This is a genomic window from Streptomyces cyaneofuscatus (genome assembly GCF_042718795.1).
In the GTDB taxonomy this organism is placed as follows: domain Bacteria; phylum Actinomycetota; class Actinomycetes; order Streptomycetales; family Streptomycetaceae; genus Streptomyces; species Streptomyces cyaneofuscatus_A.
Genome location: NZ_JBHXOX010000018.1, coordinates 132,391 through 154,548 on the forward strand (window position 1 = coordinate 132,391; position 22,158 = coordinate 154,548).

Below are 22,158 nucleotides of genomic sequence, written 5' to 3' on the forward strand. Positions count from 1 at the left end.
GACAGCGATGCCCGCCAATACAACCGACTCTTCCGGCCCTTCCGACGACGCGAAGAAGCCCGGCAAGAAGAAGGGGCGCCGCGTCCGCCTCCTTCTGCTCGTCCTGGTGCTGGCGCTCGTCGCGGGTGTCGGGTTCGGCGCCTACTGGTCCGTCTCCACCGTGCGGGCCTCGTACCCGCAGACCACCGGAACGATCACCCTGGACGGCCTGTCCGGTGACGTCGAGGTCAAACGGGACTCCTACGGGATCCCGCAGATCTACGCGGACTCCGACGCCGACCTCTTCCGCGCCCAGGGCTTCGTCCAGGCCCAGGACCGCTTCTGGGAGATGGACGTCCGGCGCCATCTGACGGCGGGCCGGCTCTCCGAGATGTTCGGCTCCGGCCAGGTCGAGACCGACTCCTTCCTGCGCACGCTCGGCTGGCGGAAGGTCGCGCAGGAGGAGTACGACAAGGTCCTGGACGAGGACACCAAGAAGAACCTCCAGTCGTACGCCGAGGGCGTCAACGCCTACCTGAAGGGCAAGGACGGCCGGGACATCTCCGTCGAGTACGCGGCGCTCGGGCTGACCAACGACTACAAGCCCGGTGAGTGGACCCCGGTCGACTCGGTCGCCTGGCTCAAGGCCATGGCCTGGGACCTGCGCGGCAACATGCAGGACGAGATCGACCGCTCGCTGCTGACCAGCCGGCTCGACGGCGGCCAGATCAAGGACCTGTACCCGGACTACCCGTACGGCACCCACAAGCCGATCGTCGACCGGGGGGCGATCTCCCCGGTCACCGGGAAGTACGACCTCGACGCCGCCCCGTCGAGCGACATCGGCTCCCAGACCGCGCAGGGCGCCACCGAGGGCCTGAACACCCAGCTCTCCGCGCTCTCCGACACCCTGGACGAGATCCCCGCGCTGCTCGGCCCGAACGGCAACGGCATCGGATCGAACTCCTGGGTCGTCGGCGGCGCCCACACGACCACCGGTAAGGCGCTGCTCGCCAACGACCCGCACCTGGCGCCGATGCTGCCGTCCCTCTGGTACCAGATGGGCCTGCACTGCCGGCAGCTCTCGAAGACCTGCCAGTACGACACGGCGGGCTACACCTTCTCCGGCATGCCCGGTGTGATCATCGGCCACAACCAGGACATCGCCTGGGGCCTCACCAACCTCGGCGCGGACGTCACCGACCTCTTCCTGGAGAAGGTCTCCGGCGACGGCTACCTCTACGACAACGCGGTGAAGCCGTTCACCACCCGCGAGGAGACCATCAAGGTCGCGGGCGGCAGGGACCGGAAGATCACCGTCCGTGAGACGAACAACGGGCCCCTGGTGTCCGACCGCAGCAAGGAACTGGACAAGGTCGGCCAGAAGGCGCCCGTCCCCAATGCAGCCCCCGACCGGGCCGACGGGTACGCGGTCGCGCTGAGGTGGACCGCTCTGAAGCCGGGCAAGTCCATGGACGCGGTCTTCGCGATCAACCGGGCCAAGGACTTCACCACCTTCCGGGCGGCCGCCCGGAACTTCGAGGTCCCCTCGCAGAACCTCATCTACGCCGACACCCAGGGCAACATCGGCTACCAGGCGCCGGGCACGATCCCGGTCCGCCTCAAGGGCGACGGCACGCTGCCCAGCCCCGGCTGGGACCCGGCGTACGGCTGGGCGAAGGAGTCGATCCCCTTCGACGAGCTGCCCTACGAGTACAACCCGAAGCGCGGCTACATCGTCACCGCCAACCAGGCCGTGATCGACGAGAGCAAGTACCCCCACCTGCTGACCAAGGACTGGGGCTACGGCGCCCGCAGCCAGCGGATCAACGACCTCCTCGCCGACAAGATCAAGGGCGGCGAGAAGGTCTCGACCGACGACATGCAGAAGCTGCAGATGGACAACACCAGCGAGATCGCCGCGCTGCTGGTGCCCGAGCTGCTGAAGATCAACATCTCCGACCCGAGCGTGCGTGAGGCGCAGAAGCTGCTGGAGGGCTGGGACTACACCCAGGAGTCCGACTCGGCCGCCGCCGCGTACTTCAACGGCGTCTGGCGCAACATCCTCAAGCTCGCCTTCGGCAACAAGCTGCCCAAGGAGCTGCGGGTCAAGGGTGACTGCATCAACGTGCCGCCGGCCAAGAACAGCGGCCCGGCCGACCAGCAGAAGAAGCTCGTACGCGAGTGCGGCCAGCGTGACGGCGACTCCGCGCAGCCGGACGGCGGGGACCGCTGGTTCCAGGTGGTCCGCGACATCGTCGAGGACCAGGACAACGAGTGGTGGAAGGCGCCCGCCAGGGGCCGCGAGGCCGCGCTGGAGGGCCGGGACGACCTCTTCGCCCAGGCGATGCACGACGCGCGCTGGGAGCTCACCTCCAAGCTCGGCAAGGACATCTCCACCTGGAGCTGGGGCCGGCTGCACCGGCTGATGCTGAAGAACCAGACCCTCGGTACCGAAGGGCCCGATCTGCTCCAGCGGGCGCTCAACCGCGGCCCCTGGAACCTCGGCGGCGGCGAGGCGACGGTCAACGCCACCGGCTGGAACGCGGCGAGCGGCTACGAGGTGATCTGGGTGCCGTCGATGCGGATGGTCGTCAACGTGGGGGACTGGGACAAGTCCCGCTGGATCAACCTCACCGGCGCCTCCGGGCACGCGTTCGGCGCGCACTACACCGACCAGACCGACAAATGGTCCAACGGTGAACTGCTCGACTGGTCCTTCGGTACGGACGCGGTCGACGCGTCCACCGTCGACACGCTGACGCTCAAGCCTTAGAGGCCGCCGCGGCGCCTGACCGGCCGTCAGGCGGTGAAGCGCCGCGCTCCCGCCGGGGTGACCACGGCGTCCACGGGGTGGTCGTGCGGTTCCACAGGGACCCGCGCGACCACCTCGTTCGCGTACAGGAGCACGATGAGCGCCGGGTTCGCCCCGGTCGCCGAGAGCCGGGCCAGCACCCGGTCGTAGCTGCCGCCGCCCCGCCCCAGCCGCATGCCCGCCCCGTCCACGGCCAGCCCGGGCAGCAGGACCGCCGCCGCCTCCACGACGGCGGCGGGGCCGAGCCGGGGCCCGTCCGGCTCCAGGAGCCCGCGCCCGGCGGGCAGCAGGTGCTCCGCGCCCTCGTAAGCGGCCCAGTCCAGGTCGTTGTCGGGCAGGAGCACCGGGAGCAGCACCCGTACGCCGCGCTCGCGCAGGGCGTCCAGCAGGGCCCGGGTCCCCGGCTCGCGCCCCACGGAGACGTAGGCGGCGACCGTTCGGGCGTCGGCCAGTTCGGGGAGCGCCAAGGCGCCGGCCGCGAGAACCGCGGCGGCCTCCGTGACGTCCTCCTTGGTCAGGAGGGCCCGTGCGGCGAGGAGTTCGCGCCGCAGAGAGGCTTTCGCGGGCACCTTCACAGATACCTTTCCGGACTTGTCGGGGTTCAATAGAGACTCGCACGGTTCTCGTATGGGCATATTTAAGGGCAAAGTTAACCGGAAGCTCATCTTCCGGGTGTGTGCACCCGTTAAGGTGCTGCGCATGACTCAGTCGTCGCCTTCCAGGATCAGCAAGGCCGTCATCCCGGCAGCAGGTCTCGGCACCCGCTTCCTGCCCGCCACGAAGGCCACTCCCAAAGAGATGCTGCCTGTCGTCGACAAGCCGGCCATCCAGTATGTCGTCGAAGAAGCCGTCGCGGCGGGCCTCTCCGACGTACTGATGATCACCGGTCGGAACAAGCGTCCTCTGGAGGACCATTTCGACCGCAACTACGAACTGGAGTCCGCGCTCACCCGTAAGGGAGACGCCGAACGCCTCGCCAAGGTCCAGGAGTCCAGCGACCTGGCCACCATGCACTACGTGCGCCAGGGTGACCCGCGCGGCCTCGGCCACGCCGTGCTGTGCGCCGCCCCGCACGTGGGCGACCAGCCCTTCGCGGTCCTGCTGGGCGACGACCTGATCGACCCGCGCGACCCCCTGCTGGCCCGCATGGTGGAGATCCAGGAGCGGGAGGGCGGCAGTGTCGTCGCGCTGATGGAGGTCGACCCCTCCCAGGTCCACCTCTACGGCTGCGCGGCCGCGGACACCACCGTCGACGGCGACGTCGTCCGGGTCACCGGCCTGGTCGAGAAGCCCGAGCCGGCCGACGCGCCGAGCAATCTCGCGGTCATCGGCCGGTACGTCCTGGACCCCGCCGTCTTCGACATACTGCGACACACCGAGCCGGGCCGCGGCGGCGAGATCCAGCTCACCGACGCCCTCCAGTTGCTCGCCGCGGACGAGAAGATCGGCGGACCCGTGCACGGCGTCGTCTTCAAGGGCCGCCGCTATGACACCGGTGACCGGAGCGACTATCTGCGAGCCATTGTCAGACTGGCGTGCGAACGTGAAGATCTGGGACCGGACTTCCGGACCTGGCTCCGTCAGTACGTCACCGAGGAGATGTAACCCCGTGAGCAGCACGATCTGGTCGGTGGACGAGCACCTGGAAGACATCCTCGCCACGGTGAGGCCGCTCGAACCCATCGAGCTGCAGCTGCCCGACGCCCAGGGCTGCGTCCTGGTGAAGGACGTCGTCGTGGAGGTGGCCCTGCCGCCCTTCGACAACAGCTCCATGGACGGTTACGCGGTGCGGATCGCCGATGTCGAGGGGGCGAGCGAGGAGTTCCCCGCCGTCCTCACGGTCATCGGCGACGTCGCCGCGGGCAGCACCGGGCTCGCCGACGACCAGGTCGTGGGGCCGGGACAGGCCGCCCGCATCATGACGGGCGCCCCGCTGCCCGCCGGTGCGGAGGCCGTGGTCCCGGTCGAATGGACGGACGGCGGTACGGGCGAGGGCCCGGCCGCCACCATGCGCGCCCACTCCGACGCGCCGGAGGGCGCCACCGGCGAGGTCCGCGTCCACCGGCCCGTCGAGGCCGGAGCCCATGTCCGCGAGCGCGGGAGCGACGTCAAGCCGGGCGATCTGGCCCTGCGCGCCGGGTCGATCGTCGGCCCGCCGCAGATCGGCCTGCTCGCCGCGATCGGCCGCTCCACCGTCGTCGTACGGCCCCGTCCGCGGGTCGTCGTGCTCTCCACCGGCAGCGAACTGGTCCAGCCCGGCGAGGAGCTGACGGGCGGCCAGATCTACGACTCCAACAGCTTCGCGCTGACCGCCGCCGCCCGGGACGCCGGAGCCATCGCCTACCGGGTCGGCGCGGTCACCGACGACGCCGAGACCCTGCGCGCCACGATCGAGGACCAGCTGATCCGCGCGGACATCATCGTCACCACCGGCGGCGTCAGCGTCGGCGCGTACGACGTCGTCAAGGAGGCGCTCTCCTCCGTCGGCGACGAGGACGAGCCGGGCAGCGGGATCGACTTCCGCAAGCTCGCCATGCAGCCGGGCAAGCCGCAGGGTTTCGGCACGATCGGCCCCGACCACACCCCGCTGCTGGCGCTGCCGGGCAACCCGGTCTCCAGCTACGTCTCCTTCGAGCTGTTCGTCCGCCCCGCCATCCGGGCCCTGATGGGCCGCACGGACGACCTCCACCGCCCCACCGTCCGGGCCGTCCTGGCCGCCGGCAAGGCGCTCACCTCGCCCGCCGGCCGCCGCCAGTTCCTGCGCGGTACGTACGACGAGGAGGCGGGCACCGTCACCCCCGTCGGCGGCTCCGGATCGCATCTGGTGGCCGCGCTCGCCCGGGCGGACGCGCTGATCGTGCTGGCCGAGGACACCACCTCCGCGGAGCCCGGCACGGAGACGGACGTGATCCTGCTCCGCTGACCGCCGCCCGGTGGCGGTACGGTATCTGCCGCCGCGCCTTCCGGAGCACCTGCTCCGGGACGGAGGGGGTCCTCCGGGCCCGGGCCGATCGGCGCCCCTACCGCTGGGTGGAGTGAGTTGAGTACGCAGAACAGGCTGACGCACATCGACGAGGCGGGTGCGGCCCGCATGGTCGACGTGTCCGAGAAGGACGTCACCACGCGCGTCGCCCGCGCGAGCGGCCGGGTCCTCGTCTCGCCGCGCGTCATCGAGCTGCTCCGGGGCGAGGGAGTTCCGAAGGGCGACGCCCTCGCCACCGCGCGGATCGCCGGGATCATGGGCGCCAAGCGCACCCCGGACCTGATCCCGCTCTGCCATCCGCTGGCCGTCTCCGGCGTCAACGTCGACCTGGGCGTGGCCGACGACGCGGTGGAGATCACGGCCACGGTGAAGACGACCGACCGCACGGGCGTCGAGATGGAGGCCCTGACGGCGGTGTCGGTGGCGGCCCTGACGGTGATCGACATGGTCAAGGCCGTCGACAAGAGCGCGGTCATCACCGACGTACGGGTCGAGGCGAAGTCGGGCGGCAAGTCCGGCGACTACCGGCGCACCGCGCCGGAGGGACCGGCGGGACCGGACGCGTGACGCCGCCCGAGCCCGGAGCCCCGGGCCACGAACGGCCCGCGCAGGCTTCCGCCCCCGCCTATCGCGCCCTCGTCGTCACCGCCTCCAACCGGGCCTCCGCCGGCGTGTACGCGGACAAGGGCGGCCCCCTGATCGCCGAAGGGCTCACCGACCTGGGCTTCACGGTCGACGGCCCGCAGGTCGTCCCCGACGGCGACCCGGTCGAGGCGGCCCTGCGCGCCGGAGTGGCCGCCGGGTACGACGTGATCGTCACCACCGGCGGTACGGGCATCTCGCCCACCGACGCCACCCCCGAGGCCACCCGCAGCGTCCTGGACCACGAGATCCCCGGCATCCCCGAGGCGATCCGGGCCGAGGGGCTCGCCAAGGTCCCCACCGCCGCGCTCTCCCGGGGCCTGGCCGGCGTCGCCTCCCGCACCCTGATCGTCAACCTGCCCGGCTCCACCGGCGGGGTGAAGGACGGCCTCGCGGTCCTGTCCCGGCTCCTGGTGCACGCCGTGGACCAGCTCCGCGGCGGCGACCACCCCCGACCGGGGAGCCCGAGCTGAACATCGCGACCTGGCCGGTGACGCTGACCGACGGCGAGATCGTCCTGCGCCCGATAAAGATGCGCGACCAGCGGGTATGGCGTGAGGTCAACCGGCGCAACCGCGACTGGCTGCGCCCCTGGGAGGCCACCGTCCCGCCGCCCGCGCCCGGCGGCCCGGTCGCCCAGCGGCCCACGTACCGGCAGATGGTCCGCCACCTGCGCGCCGAGGCGCACGCCGGGCGGATGCTGCCGTTCGCCATCGAGTACGAGGGCCGGCTCGTCGGCCAGCTCACCGTCGCGGGGATCACCTGGGGCTCGATGTGCTCGGGCCACATCGGCTACTGGGTCGACCAGGGCGTCGCCGGGCGCGGAGTGATGCCGACGGCGGTGGCGCTCGCCGTCGACCACTGCTTCCGCTCGGTGGGGCTGCACCGCATCGAGGTCTGCATCCGCCCGGAGAACGCGCCGAGCCGCCGGGTGGTCGAGAAGCTCGGGTTCCGCTCCGAGGGCGTGCGCCCGCGCTATCTGCACATCGACGGCGCCTGGCGGGACCATCTGATCTTCGCGCTCACGGCGGAGGAGGTGCCGGAGGGGATGCTCCGGCGGTGGCGCCGCTCGCGGCCGGTGACGCCGCAGGGTCCAGGGGAGTCCGGCCAGTGGTCCGGAGAGTCCGGGGAGTTCGGTAAATAAAATAAGTGTTCGAATTTGATCGACGGATGACAGCAATGGGTCGCACTATCGGTGACTGTTGATCCGATCAATCACAAAAAAAGTCCGTGATATCAGCCGGATCGTGCGACACACCGGGCCAATTGGCGGATGCCTCCGCGTAAACCCCTCTACGGTGTGAGCGTGAGCAGCAGCGGCCTCATCTACGCAGTCATCGTCGGGGCCTGGGCCGCCTACTTGGTGCCGATGTGGCTCCGCAGGCAGGACGAGCTCAACGAAGCCCGTCCGACGGAACGCTTCAGCACCGCCATCCGGCTGCTGTCCGGACGGGCGGCGATGGAGCGCCGGTACGCCAGGGAGCTGCGGGAGCGCACCACCGAGGAGGCGGGGCCCGACGTCGACCCGGACGCCGAGACGGACCGTATGGATTCCGTCGACGTCCGGGCCTTTGCCGCGCCTCCGGCGCATACGGAAGTCAGGGTGCACGACCCGGCGCACGCTCCCGAGCGTGCCTCGGCCCCCCCGGCCCCCGACCGCCAGGCGCACGACAGGCGACCGGCGCATCAGTCACCGGACCGCCAACCGGCGGACCGTCAGGCGCACGACCGTCAGCCCCCTGATCGCCAGGCGCACGACCGCCGGCCCGGTGAGCGCCCCGCGCCCCCCGGCCCTCCGGCCCAGCGCCGCCCGCGCTCCGAAGCCGCCGAGGCCGAGCGGGCCCGGCGCGCCCAGCGCTCCCAGGTCCTGGCCCGGCGCAGACGGACGACGGTCGTCCTCTTCCTGGCCTTCACCCTCGGCGCGGTGGTGGCCGCCGTCGGCGGACTCGGCTTCCTCTGGGCGCCGGCGGTCCCGGCCGTCCTGCTGAGCACGTACATCGTGCATCTGCGCGCCCAGGAGCGGCGTCGGTTCGCGTTCACCATGGACCGCCGCCGGGCCGAGGTCGCGGCACAGCGCCTGCGGGAGAACCGCCCCCGCAGGCACCAGCCCGCCGCCTCCGCCCCCGCAGACCAGGACGACGACTCCGAACCCCACCACCCGGAGCCGGAACCCACCCCCACGGTCTCCCCCCAGGAGGCCGGCCGCCGCGCCCTCGTCGAGCAGACGGACCACGCGGAGTGGGTGGACCAGCAGCGCGAACGCGGCCGGGTCCAGGGCGACAGCTGGGAGCCCGTCCCCGTACCGCTCCCCACCTATGTCACCGCTCCCGTCGCCCCCCGGGCCACCGGCGGCGTCGAGGTCGGCGACCCGGAGACCTGGAGCGCGGCCCGCTCCAGCACCGCCGAGCCCAGCCAGACCGGCACGTCGCACCCCACCACCCCCACGGTGGACCCGGCGCCGCGCCAGCGCACCAACCAGTCCCGCCGCACCCGCGACCGGGGCCGCACCCCCCTCTTCGACCAGTACGACGACGAGGACCGGCCGCGCGCGGCCAACGAGTGAGACCGGCGGATTCCCGGCCCCGCTGACCAGCGGAGGAACGGATTTCCAAGCACCCGGGTAAGGGTGCTAGAGTTTCACTCGTTGCAAGGGCCTGTGGCGCAGTCTGGTAGCGCACCTCGTTCGCATCGAGGGGGTCTGGGGTTCAAATCCCCACAGGTCCACAACAACGACTGTTCTTGAGTCAGCTCAGGGATGGTGACGACGATCCCGTCCGATCGAAAGATCGGGCGGGATCTTCGTCATGTACGCGTGGGAGTCGGATCGGCTTGCGGATCCGACTCCCAGGTGAGGCTGAGGTAGTGGTTGCCCTGCCGGAACTTTGCGGTCTCAGGGCTCCGGCCGCGTCGGCGGGGACGCTGATCGCGGAGGCATGTTCGTCCCACTCGGTCGGCATGATCTGAACAACTGCTCAAACTGGCACGGTGTCCTCGCCGACGAGGGGCCGCCAGATGGCGAATACCGCCCGCGCGCACTCCTCGCTCTGCGGCAGCCCGTTCGTCACCTGCGCGCCACGCGTGGAGTTCGACCGCCTCCGCCGGGACGGCTTCACGACCGCGCCGTCAACAGCATCGTCAACGGTGAAATCATCCAGGAGGTCTTCACTTGCCGATGCATGGAGGGCGAGGATCACTTGGAGGGTCCGGACTCGGTTGACCACGAGGAGGAGTCCGAGGGGTCCTCGTTCGCTGGAGCCGAGGAAATCTGGCTCTCCAGTGGCATGGATGAGGACCACGACTTCCGGTGGAGCCCGACCTGCCAGGAGCCCCGGCCTCCAGCAACGTGTTGCTCGCAGGCGGTTGACGGAATCCCGTCGGTCATCCGCAAGTCCCTGACGGTCCTGGCGCTCAGTGCGCTCTTCTCGCTGGGGTCCGCCGGTACCAGCTTCGCCACCGGTGACGGGTGCGACTTCAGCTTCGACGTGCCTATCGCCTACTGCCAGCCGGCCTGATCGTTCATCACGTCGCCCGCCGCTGTGGGCGACGGGCCCGGGCGGGCGCTCGGCCGGAGTTCCGGTCGGGTGCCCGCCCGGCGTCGTGTCCGGCTTCGGGCGGGCAAGGTCGCGGATTCGGTGCGGGGAGCGAACGGATGTGTAGCCGGCTTGGCTTCCGTGCATCGCGTCCGCCGTGTTTCCGCCGTGTTTCTCTACAGTTCTCGGCCAGTTCTGTAGATAAGAGCCCCATCTCCGGTCCTTGTCGCGGCAGTTCCGTTTACGCGAGAGTTCGAAGCGCGGCGACAGGAACATGTCATCGCCGCCGGGCAGTGTCCACGGAACACATCGCGCGTCCCCAAGCGTGGTGTGGCCACCCCCCCCATTGTCTGGACGCTTCGCCCGTGTAGCGGAAGGAATCGCGTGAAGCACGGAAAGAAGAAGAACGCGCGCAGATACATCGTGGCGGCCTCCATCGGCGCCCTCCTGTCGGCCGGAGTCGCCACAGGGGCTTACGCCGGTGCGGCGGATTCCGCGCCGCTGAAGTATCAGCCGGAGATGGTCCAGGCTCTCGCCACCACCCTGGGCGTGAGCGAGCAGGAGGCCGTCGAGCGGCTGGACCGGGAAGCGCGGCAGCAGGGCCGGTTCGCGAAGCTGCGGGCCGAGAAGGTCTCCACCCTCGGGGCCTTCTTCGCCAAGGACGGGACGCTCGTCGTCAACGCCGCCGATGCCGAGGCGGCGAAGGAGGTCAAGGCGGCGGGACTCGCAGCACGGGTCCCGGAGCGTGGCGAGAGCGAGCTGAACCTGATCAAGGCGCAGCTCGACGCCAAGGCCCTCAAGAGTGCCCCGGCCGGTGTCTCGGCGTGGTCCGTGGACCTCGCCTCCGACACCGTGACCGTCGAGGTCAACGGAGAGTCCGACGCCGCCACCCGTACGTTCCTCAAGGCCGCCAGGAGCAACGGCGACGCCGTACGCGTCGTCCAGGGCCAGGAGAAGCTGGAGACCCAGGCCGTCGTGCCGCCGGGCAGCCGCATGACGTTCAACGGCTACCTCTGCTCCGTCGGGTACGGCGCCAAGGACCGCAACGGCAAGCAGGTGCTCGTGACCGCCGGGCACTGCATCGAGGACCTGCCCGCACTGGCGTACAACGGGACCCGGTTCGCCAAGGGCACCCACACCCGGTTCGCGCTCGGCACCCGCAGCGTGGACATGGGCATCGCCACCGTGGACGCCGGCCACTCCATCGGCCTCGACATCACCACGTACGGCAAGGCGGGCACCGTCGCCGTACGGGGCAGCCAGCGGGCCCCGCAGGGTTCGGCGCTCTGCAAGGCCGGCCAGACCACCGGCTGGACCTGCGGCAAGGTCGGCTCGTACAACGTCAGCGTCACCTACACCGACCAGAACGGCGGGCCCGACACCGTCGTCACCGGTCTCGCCAGCTCCTCCGTCTGCACCCAGGGCGGGGACAGCGGAGGCGCCTACGTCTCCGGCAACCAGGCCCAGGGGATGACCTCCGGCGGGCCGATCAGCCAGCGGTGCAACGGCCAGGTGAACTCGCCCGGTTCGTCGTACTTCCAGCCGCTGGACGACGCCCTGAAGTACTACGGGCTGACGCTCAACACCAAGTAGCCCCCAGCGGGCGAAGGTGCCGCATACGCGGGAGACCGTCCACTGACCCTGGGCGGTCTCCCGTTTCCACGATTCACCCTGTTCTCCCGTGCCGGAATTCTTCCGTGTCGAAATCCCAGGCCACTCCGTGCACTCCGGGTTTGCACCGGGAGGCGAGCACATGGGTGCTGTGGGAATCGTTCATCGAAATGCGCCGCTGCGCACGGGGCGGCGAGCCCACCTGGTCCCGGAAGTACCGCCGGCAGCCCGAGGGGAGCGCGTCCGGATGGAAGAACACCTGCTGAAGATATTCGTGCAGATTCGCCCGCGACCAGCGTTCGTAGTGCGTGGCCGGTTCCCGGGAGGGGCTCACATCGACCGCGTAACTCACCACGGTCGTATCGAGTTTGGCGAGTTCCCGGCCGAAGTGGATTTCCAGCACCAGGGATTTGAGCCCCTTGAGGTACGTCGCCTCGCCGAGCCGTCCGCTGGTGACGCGGATGTCGAGCGGCTCGGCCTGTTCGTCGTCGAAGCTCAGCACGAACAGCGCGCGGTCGGCCCCGGCCCGGCTGGCCCGCAGCACATTGGTCGTGGTGAGGCTGCTCAGCGTTCCGCTCGCGCCCAGCGTCACCACGTCGTGGATCAGCAGCGAGCCGGTCTCCTGGTTGAAGTGGCGGAACCGCTCGCCGAGCGCCTTCTCCACCACCGAGTCCTCGCCCAGCACCTGGAGGGCCGCCCCTTCGCCCCGGGCCGGCGCGACCCGGCCGCGCGGGCGGCGCGGGCCGAGAAGCGAGCGCAGGGCCCCGCCCGGCAGCTCCAGGATCTCCTCCAGCACCTCCACGGCCCGCAGCGACCGGGCCCGCTCCGGCTGGCTGCGGCCGCGCTGCCAACTGCTCAGCGTGGCCTGGCTGACCCCGATGCCGCGCGCCCTGAGCCGTTCGCTCACCCGCTCCAGGGAGAGGCCGCGGCGGCCCAGCGCCTCCCGCAGAGCGGTGGGGAAGGCGTCGGGCCCGGTGAAGGCGGCCCCGTCGATCTCCAGCGCCCTACGAGAGGCCGAGGCTCGTGCCGTGCCCGCGGCCCGCTCCGTGTCCCCGGCTCGCTCCATGTCCCCGGCGTCCGGCAGCCCGACGCGTGGTTCCGTCCTGCTCGACATGTCCCTCCCCCATCCCGGCACTCCCGCCACGGGGCACCCGTAAGGTCCCCGCATACTGGTTGACCACCGGAAAGGGACCGGATAACAAAACCCCCAGGAGTGACCTGCCCCACACTCCGGGGGATGCGCTGCCCGGCGTCCTCCGCACGGCCCGAGGAAGTGAGCACGTGGTGAACAGCGTGAACGGCGTGGACGTCACCGCACTGGTCGTCGCGGCCAGGGACGGGGACCAGGCGGCCGGGGAGCGGCTCGCCGCCCTCTACCTGCCGCTCGTCTACAACGTCGTGGGCCGCGCCCTCAACGGACACCCGGACGTGGACGACGTGGTGCAGGAGACCATGCTCCGCGCGCTCTCCGGCCTCTCCTCGCTGCGTGACCCCACCCGGTTCCGGTCCTGGCTGGTGGCCATCGCCATGAACCAGGTCCGCACCCGCTGGGCCGTCCTCGGCCACCGTCCCGCCGCGCTGGAGGAGAGCGACGAGCCCGCCGACCCGGCCGCCGACTTCGTCGACCTCACCATCCTGCGCCTGGAGCTCTCCGGCCAGCGGCGCGAGACCGCCGAGGCGACCCGGTGGCTGGACGACGCGGAACGCGATGTGCTCTCGCTCTGGTGGCTGGAAACCACCGGCGAACTCACCCGGGCCGAGCTGGCGGACGCCCTCGGCCTCCCGCCCCAGCACGCCGCCGTACGCGTCCAGCGGGTGAAGAACCAGCTCGACATCGGGCGCGCGGTCGTCCGGGCCCTGGCCGCCGAACCCCGCTGCCCCTACCTGGGCGACCTGGTCACCGACTGGGATGGGGCGCCCACGCCCCTGTGGCGCAAGCGCATAGCCCGCCACATACGCGGCTGCGCCTCCTGCGCGGCGACCAGCTCGGGGCTCGTACCGCCGGAGGGGCTGCTGTCGGGGCTCGCCCTGGTGGTGCCGTTGTACGAGGGGGGCCAGCACGCCGCCGCCGCTGTCGCCCCGGCCGTGGCTCCGGCCGCGTTCTCGGCGGGGAAGGCGGCGGGGCTCGCTGCCGCTGCCGCCGCCGTGACCTCGATCGCCGTACTCCTGTGGCCCTCCGCGCCCGCCCCGCCCGCGCCTCGCGCCGAGGGGGGTACGACGCAGCTCCCGGCGCCCGCGCCGCCCCCGGTCACCGCACCGGCCACCCCGTCCCCGACGCCGACCCGCACGCCGTCGCCCACGCCGAGCCCGTCCGCCCGGAGCGCCTCGCCGTCCGCCACCGTGGCCCCGCCGCCGTCACCGCGCCCGGCGCCCCGGGCGCAGCCCCGTCCCGAGACGCGGCTCGTCGCCGAGGTCAACACCCTGCGCGCCCACAACGACTGCCCGCAGCTGACCACCGACCCCCGGCTCACGGCGGTCGCCCAGCGCCACTCCGAGGACATGGCGGCCTACGGCTATTTCGGCCACACCGACTCCACAGGCCGGGGCATGGGGGACCGGGTGACCGACTCCGGCTACCTGTGGACCGCCGTGGGCGAGACCATCGCCACCGGGAACGCCGACCCGGCCGAGGTCGTCGAGGAGTGGCGCCGCAGCTCCGGCCGGGACGACGACATCCTCAACTGTGACTTCACGCACGTGGGCGTGGGCATCGCGGACTCGCCGCGTGGACCCTACTGGGCGCAGGTGCTGGCCACGCCCCGGTGAGGTGTCACGGCTGCCGCAGGGGCTTGGCCATGCAGATGCTGCTCTCGTACTCCCGGTAGTGGCCGAACTTCTGCTCGCAGACCGTGTAGCCGCACGACGTGTACAGCGCGACCGCCTCCGGCTGCTGGTCGCCGGTCTCCAGGACCATCCGGACCCGGCCCGCGGCCCGGGCGTCCTCCTCCAGGGCGGCGAGCATCCGGCGGGCCAGCCCCCGGCCACGGCCCTCGCGGATCACGAACATCCGCTTGATCTCGGCGTCGCCGTCCCCGTACCCCTCCTCATTACGGTCCTGCGTCCGCCAGCCACCGGTCGCCACCGGGCGCTCCCGCTCGTCGTAGGCGAGCAGATACAGCCCGCGCGGCGGAACGAACATGGCCGGGTCGAGGTAGGTGAGATCGCCCCCGTCGCCGTAGCGCTCGGCGTATTCGAGCTGGACCTCGTCGTTGAGTTTGACGGCGTCGGGGTGGTCGAAGCGGGAGGGGTGGATGTTCATGCTGATTATCGTATATCTATGAGTGGGGGTGGGGTAGGTACTGTTTCTGGATGCTGACTATTACCACCGTGAATGTTAATGGGCTCCGCGCCGCCGCGAAAAAGGGCTTCGTGGAATGGCTGGCGGGCACCGACGCCGATGTGGTCTGCCTCCAGGAGGTCCGCGCCGAGCCCGGCCAGTTGGCCGAGGCGGTCCGTGACCCCGAGGGCTGGCACACCGTGCACGCGCCCGCCGCCGCCAAGGGGCGCGCCGGGGTCTCGCTCTACTCCCGGCAGGCGCCGGAGCGGGTCCAGATCGGCTTCGGCGCCTTCGACGTGCCCGGGGCGGAGGAGTTCGACGCGAGCGGCCGGTACGTCGAGATCGACCTGCCCGGCGTGACCGTCGCGAGCCTGTACCTGCCCTCCGGTGAGGTCGGCACGGAGCGGCAGGAGGAGAAGGAGCGCTTCATGGCCGCCTTTCTGCCCTACCTCCAGGGCCTGAAGGCGCGGGCGGCGGCGGACGGCCGCGAGGTCGTGGTCTGCGGCGACTGGAACATCGCCCACCAGGAGGCCGACCTGAAGAACTGGAAGGCCAACCAGAAGAACTCCGGCTTCCTCCCCGAGGAGCGCGCCTGGCTGACCCGGGTCCTCGACGAAGCCGCGTACGTGGATGTCGTACGGCGACTGCACCCGGAGGTGGCGGGTCCGTACAGCTGGTGGTCCTACCGGGGGCGCGCCTTCGACAACGACGCGGGCTGGCGCATCGACTACCAGATCGCGACGCCGGGGCTCGCCGCGCGTGCGGTGAAGGCGTGGGTCGAGCGGGCCGCCACGCACGGCGAGCGGTGGAGCGACCACGCGCCGGTGACGGTGGTGTACGAGCGGTAGGCCGGGCGGTCGTCCACGGGTGGTGGTTCGGGCCATCGTCCACGGGTGGTGGCTTCGGTCAGTCGTCCACGAGCGGCGATTCCGGTCAGTCGTCCACGAGCGGCGGTTCCGGTCAGTCGTCCACGGGCGGTGGTCCCGGTCAGTCGGCTTTCGGGGGCTGTGTGCCGTCCTCGCGGCGCAGCCTCCGGTCCAGCGCCATCGACAGCTCCGCGTCCACCACCGCGCGGGCCAGTGGCCGGAGTTGGGCCGGTTCGGTCTCGGCGGCGTGGGCATGCAGTACGCGTACGAAGATTTCGGCGAGAGCGTCCGCGTGCTCACGGACGCGGCGGCCCGAGGAGAGCACCGTGGCGAGCGGCACCCCTTCCCGTACGAGCTCCGCCGACACCTCCAGCAGGCGCCGGCTGATGTGGACGATCTCGTCGCCGTCGGTGGCGAGATAGCCCAGGTCCAGGGCGGTGGCCAGGTTCTCCGGGGTGACCTCGCCCTCGAAGTAGTCGGCGAGCTGCTCCGGGGTGAGCCGGACCGGGGTCTCCTCGGTCGGCTCGCCGAGCCCCAGCACCTCGGCGACATCGCGCCCGCTCTCGAAGGTGGCGGCCAGATCCGCGATGCCGTTCAGGGTGTGGCCGCGCTCCAGCAGGCCCGTGATGGTCCGCAGGCGGGCCAGGTGGTGGTCGTCGTACCAGGCGATCCGGCCCTCGCGGCGGGGTGGCGGGATCAGGCCGCGCTCCCGGTAGAAGCGCAGGGTCCGCACGGTGATGCCGGCCTCCTCGGCCAGCTCCTCCATGCGGTATTCGCGGTGCTCGCGTCCTTCAGCCACAGGGGCACCCTATGTTGTACCGCCAGTAACTTTCCTCGGTCCGCCCCCTACCCATCGGTACGAGCCTGCTCTACTCTCCGAACCATGCCAGTGATTGCTGGCGTAATCGCGTGACGTACCGCGGGGAGGCGGCAGCATGGCCCAGCAGGAACACGTACGTGTGGCGGTGATCGGAACCGGATTCGGGGGCCTCGGGGCCGCCGTCCGGCTGCGCCGCGAAGGCATCACCGACTTCGTCGTCCTGGAGCGGGCCGGATCGGTGGGCGGCACCTGGCGGGACAACAGCTACCCGGGCTGCGCCTGCGACGTACCGTCCCACCTCTACTCCTTCTCCTTCGCCCCGAACCCCGACTGGCCGCGCACCTTCTCCGGCCAGGAGCACATCCGGGCCTACCTGGAGCGCGTCGCCGACACCTTCGGGCTCCGCCCGCACATCCGGCTGAACCACGAGGTGAAGCTGATGAGCTGGGACAAGGAGAACCTGTACTGGGTGATCGAGTCCGCGAACGGCACGACCCTGCGCGCGGATGTCGTCATCTCCGCCACCGGGCCGCTCTCCGACCCCAAGATGCCCGACATACCCGGGCTGGACTCCTTCCCCGGCAAGGTCTTCCACTCGGCGCGCTGGGACCACGACTACGACGTGGCGGGCAAGCGGGTCGCGATGGTCGGAACGGGCGCCTCCGCCATCCAGATCGTCCCGGCGATCCAGCCGAAGACCGCCAGGCTCACGCTCTTCCAGCGCACGCCTCCGTGGGTCATGCCGCGCGTCGACCGCACCATCAGCAAGGCCGAGCGCGCACTGCACCGGGCGGTACCCGCCACCGGCACCGCACGGCGTGGACTGCTCTGGGGCATAAGGGAGTTGCAGGTCAGCGCCTTCACCAAGCACCCCGACCAGCTCGGCCTGGTGGAGAAGCTCGCCAAGTCCAACATGGCGCGGGCCATCAAGGACCCGGCGCTGCGCGCCAAGTTGACGCCCGACTACCGCATCGGCTGCAAGCGCATCCTGCTCTCCAGCACCTATTACCCGGCCCTCGCCCAGCCCAATGTGGACGTCGTGGCCTCCGGGCTCAGCGAGATACGCGGCTCCACCGTCGTCGCCGCCGACGGCAGCGAGGCCGAGGTCGACGCGATCATCTTCGGCACCGGCTTCCATGTGACGGACATGCCGATCGCGGAGCGGGTCGTCGGCGAGGAGGGCATCACGCTCGCCGAGTCCTGGAAGGACGGGATGAACTCGCTGCGCGGCGCGACCGCCGCCGGGTTCCCCAACTGGATGACGATCATCGGCCCCAACACGGGCCTCGGGAACTCCTCGATGATCCTGATGATCGAGTCCCAGCTGAACTACATGGCCGACTACCTGCGCCAGTTGAACGTGCTCGGCGGCCGCGCGGCGCTCGGCGCCCGCTCCACCTCCGTCACCGCGTGGAACCACAAGGTCCAGGAGCGGATGAAGCGCACGGTGTGGAACACCGGCGGCTGCACCAGTTGGTACCTGGACGCGGAGGGCCGCAACACGACGGTCTGGCCGGGTACGACGGGTGAGTTCCGGCGGCAGACGCGGTCGGTGGACCTCGCGGAGTACGACGTCATCCGGGCGGCCGTGAAGCCGGGCGGCCTGCATGTACCGGCACAGCCGGGGCGTCACGAGCGCGAGACGGTGGTCGCCGGGGACGCGGTGGCTGCCGGGGACGCGGTGGCCGAGGAGGCCGCCCGATGAGCCGCCTCCTGCACCGCGACGACGCCCCGCCCGTCCCCGCGAGCGAACTCTTCGTCACGTCCGCCGACGGCTCCCGCGTCCACGTCGAGCTGCACGGCCCCGAGGACGCGCCGGCCGTGGTCCTCGCCCACGGCTGGACCTGCAACACCCACTTCTGGGCCGCGCAGATCCGGGACCTCGCCGCCGACCACCGCGTCATCGCCTACGACCAGCGCGGCCACGGCCTCACCCCCGAACCGGGCCCCGGCGGCTACAGCGTCGACGCGCTCGCCGACGACCTCGAAGCGGTGCTCGCCGCCACCCTCGCCCCCGGGCGGAAGGCGGTGCTGGCCGGGCACTCCATGGGCGGGATGACGCTGATGGCGGCGGCCCGCCGCCCCGGCCTGCGCGAGCACGCGGCAGCGGTCCTGCTCTGCTCGACCGGCAGCGGCCGGCTCACCGCCGAGGCCACCGTCGTACCGCTGCGGGCGAGCGCGTTCCGGACCCGCCTCACGGCCACGGTCCTGGGGGCGAAGGCGCCGCTCGGGCCGGTCACCCCGGTCTCGAAGAAGCTCCTCAAGTACGCCACGATGGGCGTCGGTTCGGCCCCGGAGCGGGTCGACGCCTGCGCCCGGATCGTGCACGCCTGTCCGCGCCGCGCCCGGGTGGGATGGGGCCACGTACTCGCCGAGCTGGACGTGACGGCGGACGTACGCGAACTGCGGGTGCCGACGGCGGTCATCGCCGGTACGGACGACCGGCTCACCCCTCCGGTCCACGCCCGGGTCATCGCGGCGGCGCTGCCGGTCGGCCTCGGACTGACCGAGCTGGCCGGCGTGGGGCACATGACGCCGATGGAGGCCCCGGAGGCGGTCACGGCGAAGCTCAGGGAACTGACCACCCGGTACGTCGCGCCCCCGACGGCCACCACGGCTGAGAACACCGCCACCACGGCTGGGAACACGGCCGCCCCGTCCGAGAAGGAGGATGTCGCATGAGCAGCAGGCGGAGTCTGGAGGGCCAGGTCGTCGTCGTCACCGGCGCGGCCCGGGGCGTGGGCGAGCTGCTGGCCCGCAAACTGTCGGCGCGCGGGGCGACGCTGGCGCTCGTCGGCCTGGAGCCGGACGAGCTGAAGAAGGTCTCCGAGCGGCTGCACGGCGAGAGCGACCACTGGTTCGCCGATGTCACCGACCACACGGCGATGGCCCAGGTGGCGCGCGAGGTCAAGCAGCGGTTCGGCAAGGTCGACGTGGTCGTCGCCAACGCGGGGGTCGCCTCGGGTGGCCCGTTCGCCGACTCGGACCCGGACGCCTGGCGGCGGGTCATCGAGGTGAACCTGATCGGCGGGGCGGTCACCGGGCGGGCGTTCCTGCCGGTGCTGATGGAGAGCCGCGGCTACTTCCTCCAGATAGCGTCGCTGGCCGCGATCACCCCGGCGCCGATGATGACGGCGTACTGTGCCTCCAAGTCGGGCGTGGAGGCGTTCGCGCACAGCCTGCGCGCCGAGGTCGGCTACAAGGGCGTCAAGGTCGGCGTCGGCTACCTCTCCTGGACCGACACCGACATGGTGCGCGGCGCCGACCAGGACGACGTGATGCGGGAGTTGAGGCAGCGGCTGCCGTGGCCGATGAACCGTACGTACCCGCTCGGCCCGGCCGTCGAGCGCATCGTGGACGGGATCGCGCGGCGCTCCCCGCATGTGTACGCCCAGTGGTGGCTGCGGGGGATGCAGTCGGTCCGCGGCTACCTGCCGTCCGTCATCGCGATCGGCGGACAGCGCGAGATGCGGCGCTTCGAGCCGCGGCTGCACACGGTGCCGAAGGGTCTGGTGGGGGCCGGGGGAGCGGCGGACCAGGACGCGCGAACCGAGCGCGCCGAGCGCGCCGAGCGCGCTGACCGTGCGTAACGGTCCGTAGCGGTCCGAAATGCGCGGGATGTCGGGTCGTGCAACGCTGAGCACGGCCCCGCTGGGGGCCATCCCACACGTACCCCCAGGCATCCCACAGGAGTGAACAGCATGGGTATCGCAGACCAGTTCAAGGACAAGGCGCAGGACCTCGCCGACCAGGCCAAGCAGAAGGCCGGTCAGGGCAAGGACGAGGCCCAGGAGCGGGGCTCGAAGGGTCGCGACCGCAACCGCGACCAGCAGCAGCACGGCTCCGACGCGTCGACCGGCCTGCGGGACCGGGCTCAGGACGCGACGGACCAGGCGCGCGAGCGCTTCGACCGTTGACGGTCGCTGAGGTGTGACGCGTGCGCGCTGCGCCGTGCGCGTGCGTGCGCGTCGCGTCAGGAGGCGCATCCGGGTGACCGGATGCGCCTCCTTCTTGCTGTCCGGAGCCAGGGCTTTTCCGTCTCTTTGATCGAATACGGAACTGCTGTGCGTACGATGCAGGGTCGGTGCGGGGGCCTCGGGGTCTCTGTCGCCGTGCCCTGCACCACAGCCGTTCCGGAAAGCCCCCTTCTTCGTGTCCACAGCTCATACGGTGCGTCCTTCGTCGCCGCGTCCTCTTCTCGTCCGCTCGATACCGGCGCTCTGGACGCTCGCGCTCGGCCTGTGGGGGCTGTCGCGGCAGGACAGCGTGTGGCGGGACGAGGCCGCGACCTGGCAGGTGGCCCGCCGCTCCACCGCCGAGATCACGCAGATGCTCGGCAACGTCGATGTGGTGCACGGGCTCTACTACCTGCTGATGCACGGGCTGTTCGACCTGTTCGGGCCCGGTACCGCCGTCCTGCGGCTGCCGTCAGTGGTGGCCATGGCGGTGGCCGCCTCCTGTGTGGCGGCCCTCGGCCACCGGCTGGCCGGCCCGTGGGCGGGCCTCGGCGGCGGGCTGGCGCTCGGGCTGCTGCCGGCGGCGCAGTTCTACCTCCAGGAGGGGCGCCCGTACGCCTTGGTGGCGGCCGGGGCCGGGATCTCCACGCTGCTCCTGGTCACCTTGGCGGAGGGGCGGGGCCGGGCGGTGCACTGGGTCGCGTACGGCTCCGCGGTCGCGGTGTCCGGCCTGCTGAACTGGCTCTCGCTCCTGATCCTCCCGGCGCATCTGGCGACCCTGCTCCGGAGCCGGGCGGACCGGGCCACCGGCAAGCGCTGGACGGCCGCCGCCGTGGCCGCCGTGGCCTGTGTGCTGCCGCTGGTCCTGTTCAGCCGGAGCCAGTCCGCGCAGGTGTCCTGGATACCGCCGTTGACCTGGCACATGCTGATCGGCCCGGCGATCCTGCTGGCCATCGGATGCGCCGGCGCCCTCCTCGACCGCCCCCGGGCGCGGCGGCTCTCGGCGGCGGCCGTCGGGCTGCCGCTGCTGGCGGTGCCGCAGGTCTGCCTCGTCGGACTCTCCCTGATCCAGCCGCTGTTCCTGGACCGGTACGTCCTCTTCAGCCTGCTGGGCCTCGCCCTGCTGATCGGCGTCGCCATCGGCGCGGCGGTCGAGGCCGTCGCACGTCACCGCCCGCGAGCCGCGCCCTGGGTCCTCCCCGTGGTGATGGCCATGGCGGTGGCGGCCCTGCTGCCCCAGGCGCTCGCCAAACGGTCCCCGGCGAGCCGGGTGGACGACGTCCTCACCGCCGCCGGGGAGATCCGGCGGATGAAGAAGCCCGGCGACGCGGTGCTGTTCATCCCGGCGGCACGGCGGGACACCCGACTGGTCTCCCCGGACGCCTTCGCCGGCCTCCGGGACATAGCTCTGGCGCGGGGCCCCGAGGAGTCCGGCACCCTGAAGGGCACGGAGGCCCGGCCGGACCGGATACGGGCGGCGATGCTGGCCCAGCGCCGCATCCTGCTGGTGACGGACGCCCCCGGGGTGGCCCGCCCGCCCGCCACCGAACGGGAGCGGGCGAAGACCTCCGTGCTGCGCACCCACTTCAGGCCCGTCGCCGACGAACAGGCCCGGGGCCGCCGGGTGACGGTCTACGAGCGGCGTCCGGCGGCCCGCTGAGCCATCGCCCGGACTCTGC

20 protein-coding genes and 1 tRNA gene are annotated in these 22,158 nt (G+C 71.5%); 17 read left to right on the top strand and 4 right to left on the bottom strand.

What is annotated here, in order from left to right:
* Nucleotides 1-7 precede the first annotated feature (7 nt).
* Entirely contained in the window at nucleotides 8-2,755 is a 2,748-nt protein-coding gene (locus ACFWRT_RS21695; RefSeq protein WP_380950268.1) for a penicillin acylase family protein, read from the top strand.
* Nucleotides 2,756-2,781: 26 nt separating this feature from the next.
* Here the strand turns inward: ACFWRT_RS21695 and ACFWRT_RS21700 are convergent, their stop codons facing one another.
* Nucleotides 2,782-3,399, bottom strand: coding sequence for a 5-formyltetrahydrofolate cyclo-ligase (locus ACFWRT_RS21700; RefSeq protein WP_380950377.1), 618 nt, complete (start codon nucleotides 3,397-3,399; stop codon nucleotides 2,782-2,784).
* 94 nt (nucleotides 3,400-3,493) lie between these two features.
* Here ACFWRT_RS21700 and galU point away from each other — a divergent pair, with 94 nt between their 5' ends.
* The 9 genes from galU (at nucleotide 3,494) to ACFWRT_RS21745 (ending at nucleotide 11,542) form a co-directional block, all read left to right on the top strand.
* Nucleotides 3,494-4,399 (top strand): UTP--glucose-1-phosphate uridylyltransferase GalU, encoded by a 906-nt coding sequence (galU, locus tag ACFWRT_RS21705; protein ID WP_380950267.1) that lies wholly within the window; start codon nucleotides 3,494-3,496, stop codon nucleotides 4,397-4,399.
* Nucleotides 4,400-4,403: 4 nt separating this feature from the next.
* Nucleotides 4,404-5,717 (top strand): molybdotransferase-like divisome protein Glp, encoded by a 1,314-nt coding sequence (gene glp, locus ACFWRT_RS21710; protein WP_380950266.1) that lies wholly within the window; start codon nucleotides 4,404-4,406, stop codon nucleotides 5,715-5,717.
* 117 nt (nucleotides 5,718-5,834) lie between these two features.
* On the top strand, nucleotides 5,835-6,344 hold the full coding sequence (gene moaC / locus ACFWRT_RS21715) for a cyclic pyranopterin monophosphate synthase MoaC (RefSeq protein WP_380950265.1): 510 nt from the start codon (nucleotides 5,835-5,837) through the stop codon (nucleotides 6,342-6,344).
* The gene (locus ACFWRT_RS21720; protein WP_380950264.1) at nucleotides 6,341-6,892 is read left to right on the top strand and encodes a MogA/MoaB family molybdenum cofactor biosynthesis protein; all 552 of its coding nucleotides are present in this window, start codon (nucleotides 6,341-6,343) and stop codon (nucleotides 6,890-6,892) included. The genes moaC and ACFWRT_RS21720 overlap by 4 nt, the downstream gene beginning before the upstream one ends.
* A gap of 17 nt (nucleotides 6,893-6,909) precedes the next feature.
* Nucleotides 6,910-7,563, top strand: coding sequence for a GNAT family N-acetyltransferase (locus ACFWRT_RS21725; protein WP_380950263.1), 654 nt, complete (start codon nucleotides 6,910-6,912; stop codon nucleotides 7,561-7,563).
* Between the two features lie 162 nt (nucleotides 7,564-7,725).
* The gene (gene sepX, locus ACFWRT_RS21730) at nucleotides 7,726-8,982 is read left to right on the top strand and encodes a divisome protein SepX/GlpR (RefSeq protein ID WP_463288374.1); all 1,257 of its coding nucleotides are present in this window, start codon (nucleotides 7,726-7,728) and stop codon (nucleotides 8,980-8,982) included.
* 87 nt (nucleotides 8,983-9,069) lie between these two features.
* Nucleotides 9,070-9,143: transfer RNA gene (locus tag ACFWRT_RS21735), tRNA-Ala, on the top strand.
* A 209-nt stretch (nucleotides 9,144-9,352) separates the two neighbouring features.
* Entirely contained in the window at nucleotides 9,353-9,931 is a 579-nt protein-coding gene (locus tag ACFWRT_RS21740) for a hypothetical protein (protein ID WP_380950261.1), read from the top strand.
* Between the two features lie 402 nt (nucleotides 9,932-10,333).
* On the top strand, nucleotides 10,334-11,542 hold the full coding sequence (locus ACFWRT_RS21745) for a S1 family peptidase (RefSeq protein WP_380950260.1): 1,209 nt from the start codon (nucleotides 10,334-10,336) through the stop codon (nucleotides 11,540-11,542).
* A 73-nt stretch (nucleotides 11,543-11,615) separates the two neighbouring features.
* Here the strand turns inward: ACFWRT_RS21745 and ACFWRT_RS21750 are convergent, their stop codons facing one another.
* A complete protein-coding gene (locus ACFWRT_RS21750) occupies nucleotides 11,616-12,674 on the bottom strand; it encodes an XRE family transcriptional regulator (protein WP_380950259.1) in 1,059 nt (352 codons plus the stop codon).
* A 167-nt stretch (nucleotides 12,675-12,841) separates the two neighbouring features.
* Between ACFWRT_RS21750 and ACFWRT_RS21755 the strand changes: the two genes are divergently transcribed.
* On the top strand, nucleotides 12,842-14,326 hold the full coding sequence (locus tag ACFWRT_RS21755) for a sigma-70 family RNA polymerase sigma factor (protein ID WP_380950258.1): 1,485 nt from the start codon (nucleotides 12,842-12,844) through the stop codon (nucleotides 14,324-14,326).
* Nucleotides 14,327-14,330: 4 nt separating this feature from the next.
* On the opposite strand, the gene ACFWRT_RS21760 is transcribed toward ACFWRT_RS21755, so the two are convergent.
* Nucleotides 14,331-14,819 carry a GNAT family N-acetyltransferase gene (locus ACFWRT_RS21760; RefSeq protein WP_380950257.1) on the bottom strand — a complete coding sequence of 163 codons (489 nt, stop codon included), beginning with the start codon at nucleotides 14,817-14,819 and terminating at the stop codon, nucleotides 14,331-14,333.
* Nucleotides 14,820-14,869: 50 nt separating this feature from the next.
* Between ACFWRT_RS21760 and ACFWRT_RS21765 the strand changes: the two genes are divergently transcribed.
* Nucleotides 14,870-15,685, top strand: coding sequence for an exodeoxyribonuclease III (locus tag ACFWRT_RS21765; protein WP_380950256.1), 816 nt, complete (start codon nucleotides 14,870-14,872; stop codon nucleotides 15,683-15,685).
* A 139-nt stretch (nucleotides 15,686-15,824) separates the two neighbouring features.
* Here the strand turns inward: ACFWRT_RS21765 and ACFWRT_RS21770 are convergent, their stop codons facing one another.
* The gene (locus ACFWRT_RS21770) at nucleotides 15,825-16,469 is read right to left on the bottom strand and encodes a MerR family transcriptional regulator (protein ID WP_380950375.1); all 645 of its coding nucleotides are present in this window, start codon (nucleotides 16,467-16,469) and stop codon (nucleotides 15,825-15,827) included.
* A gap of 169 nt (nucleotides 16,470-16,638) precedes the next feature.
* Between ACFWRT_RS21770 and ACFWRT_RS21775 the strand changes: the two genes are divergently transcribed.
* From ACFWRT_RS21775 to ACFWRT_RS21795, 5 genes are all read left to right on the top strand, one after another.
* The gene (locus ACFWRT_RS21775; RefSeq protein ID WP_380950255.1) at nucleotides 16,639-18,228 is read left to right on the top strand and encodes a flavin-containing monooxygenase; all 1,590 of its coding nucleotides are present in this window, start codon (nucleotides 16,639-16,641) and stop codon (nucleotides 18,226-18,228) included.
* The gene (locus ACFWRT_RS21780; protein WP_380950254.1) at nucleotides 18,225-19,205 is read left to right on the top strand and encodes an alpha/beta fold hydrolase; all 981 of its coding nucleotides are present in this window, start codon (nucleotides 18,225-18,227) and stop codon (nucleotides 19,203-19,205) included. The genes ACFWRT_RS21775 and ACFWRT_RS21780 overlap by 4 nt, the downstream gene beginning before the upstream one ends.
* Entirely contained in the window at nucleotides 19,202-20,113 is a 912-nt protein-coding gene (locus ACFWRT_RS21785; RefSeq protein WP_380950253.1) for an SDR family oxidoreductase, read from the top strand. The genes ACFWRT_RS21780 and ACFWRT_RS21785 overlap by 4 nt, the downstream gene beginning before the upstream one ends.
* 111 nt (nucleotides 20,114-20,224) lie before the next feature.
* Entirely contained in the window at nucleotides 20,225-20,440 is a 216-nt protein-coding gene (locus ACFWRT_RS21790; RefSeq protein WP_319175907.1) for a hypothetical protein, read from the top strand.
* A 253-nt stretch (nucleotides 20,441-20,693) separates the two neighbouring features.
* Nucleotides 20,694-22,139 (top strand): glycosyltransferase family 39 protein, encoded by a 1,446-nt coding sequence (locus ACFWRT_RS21795; protein WP_380950252.1) that lies wholly within the window; start codon nucleotides 20,694-20,696, stop codon nucleotides 22,137-22,139.
* Nucleotides 22,140-22,158 lie beyond the last annotated feature (19 nt).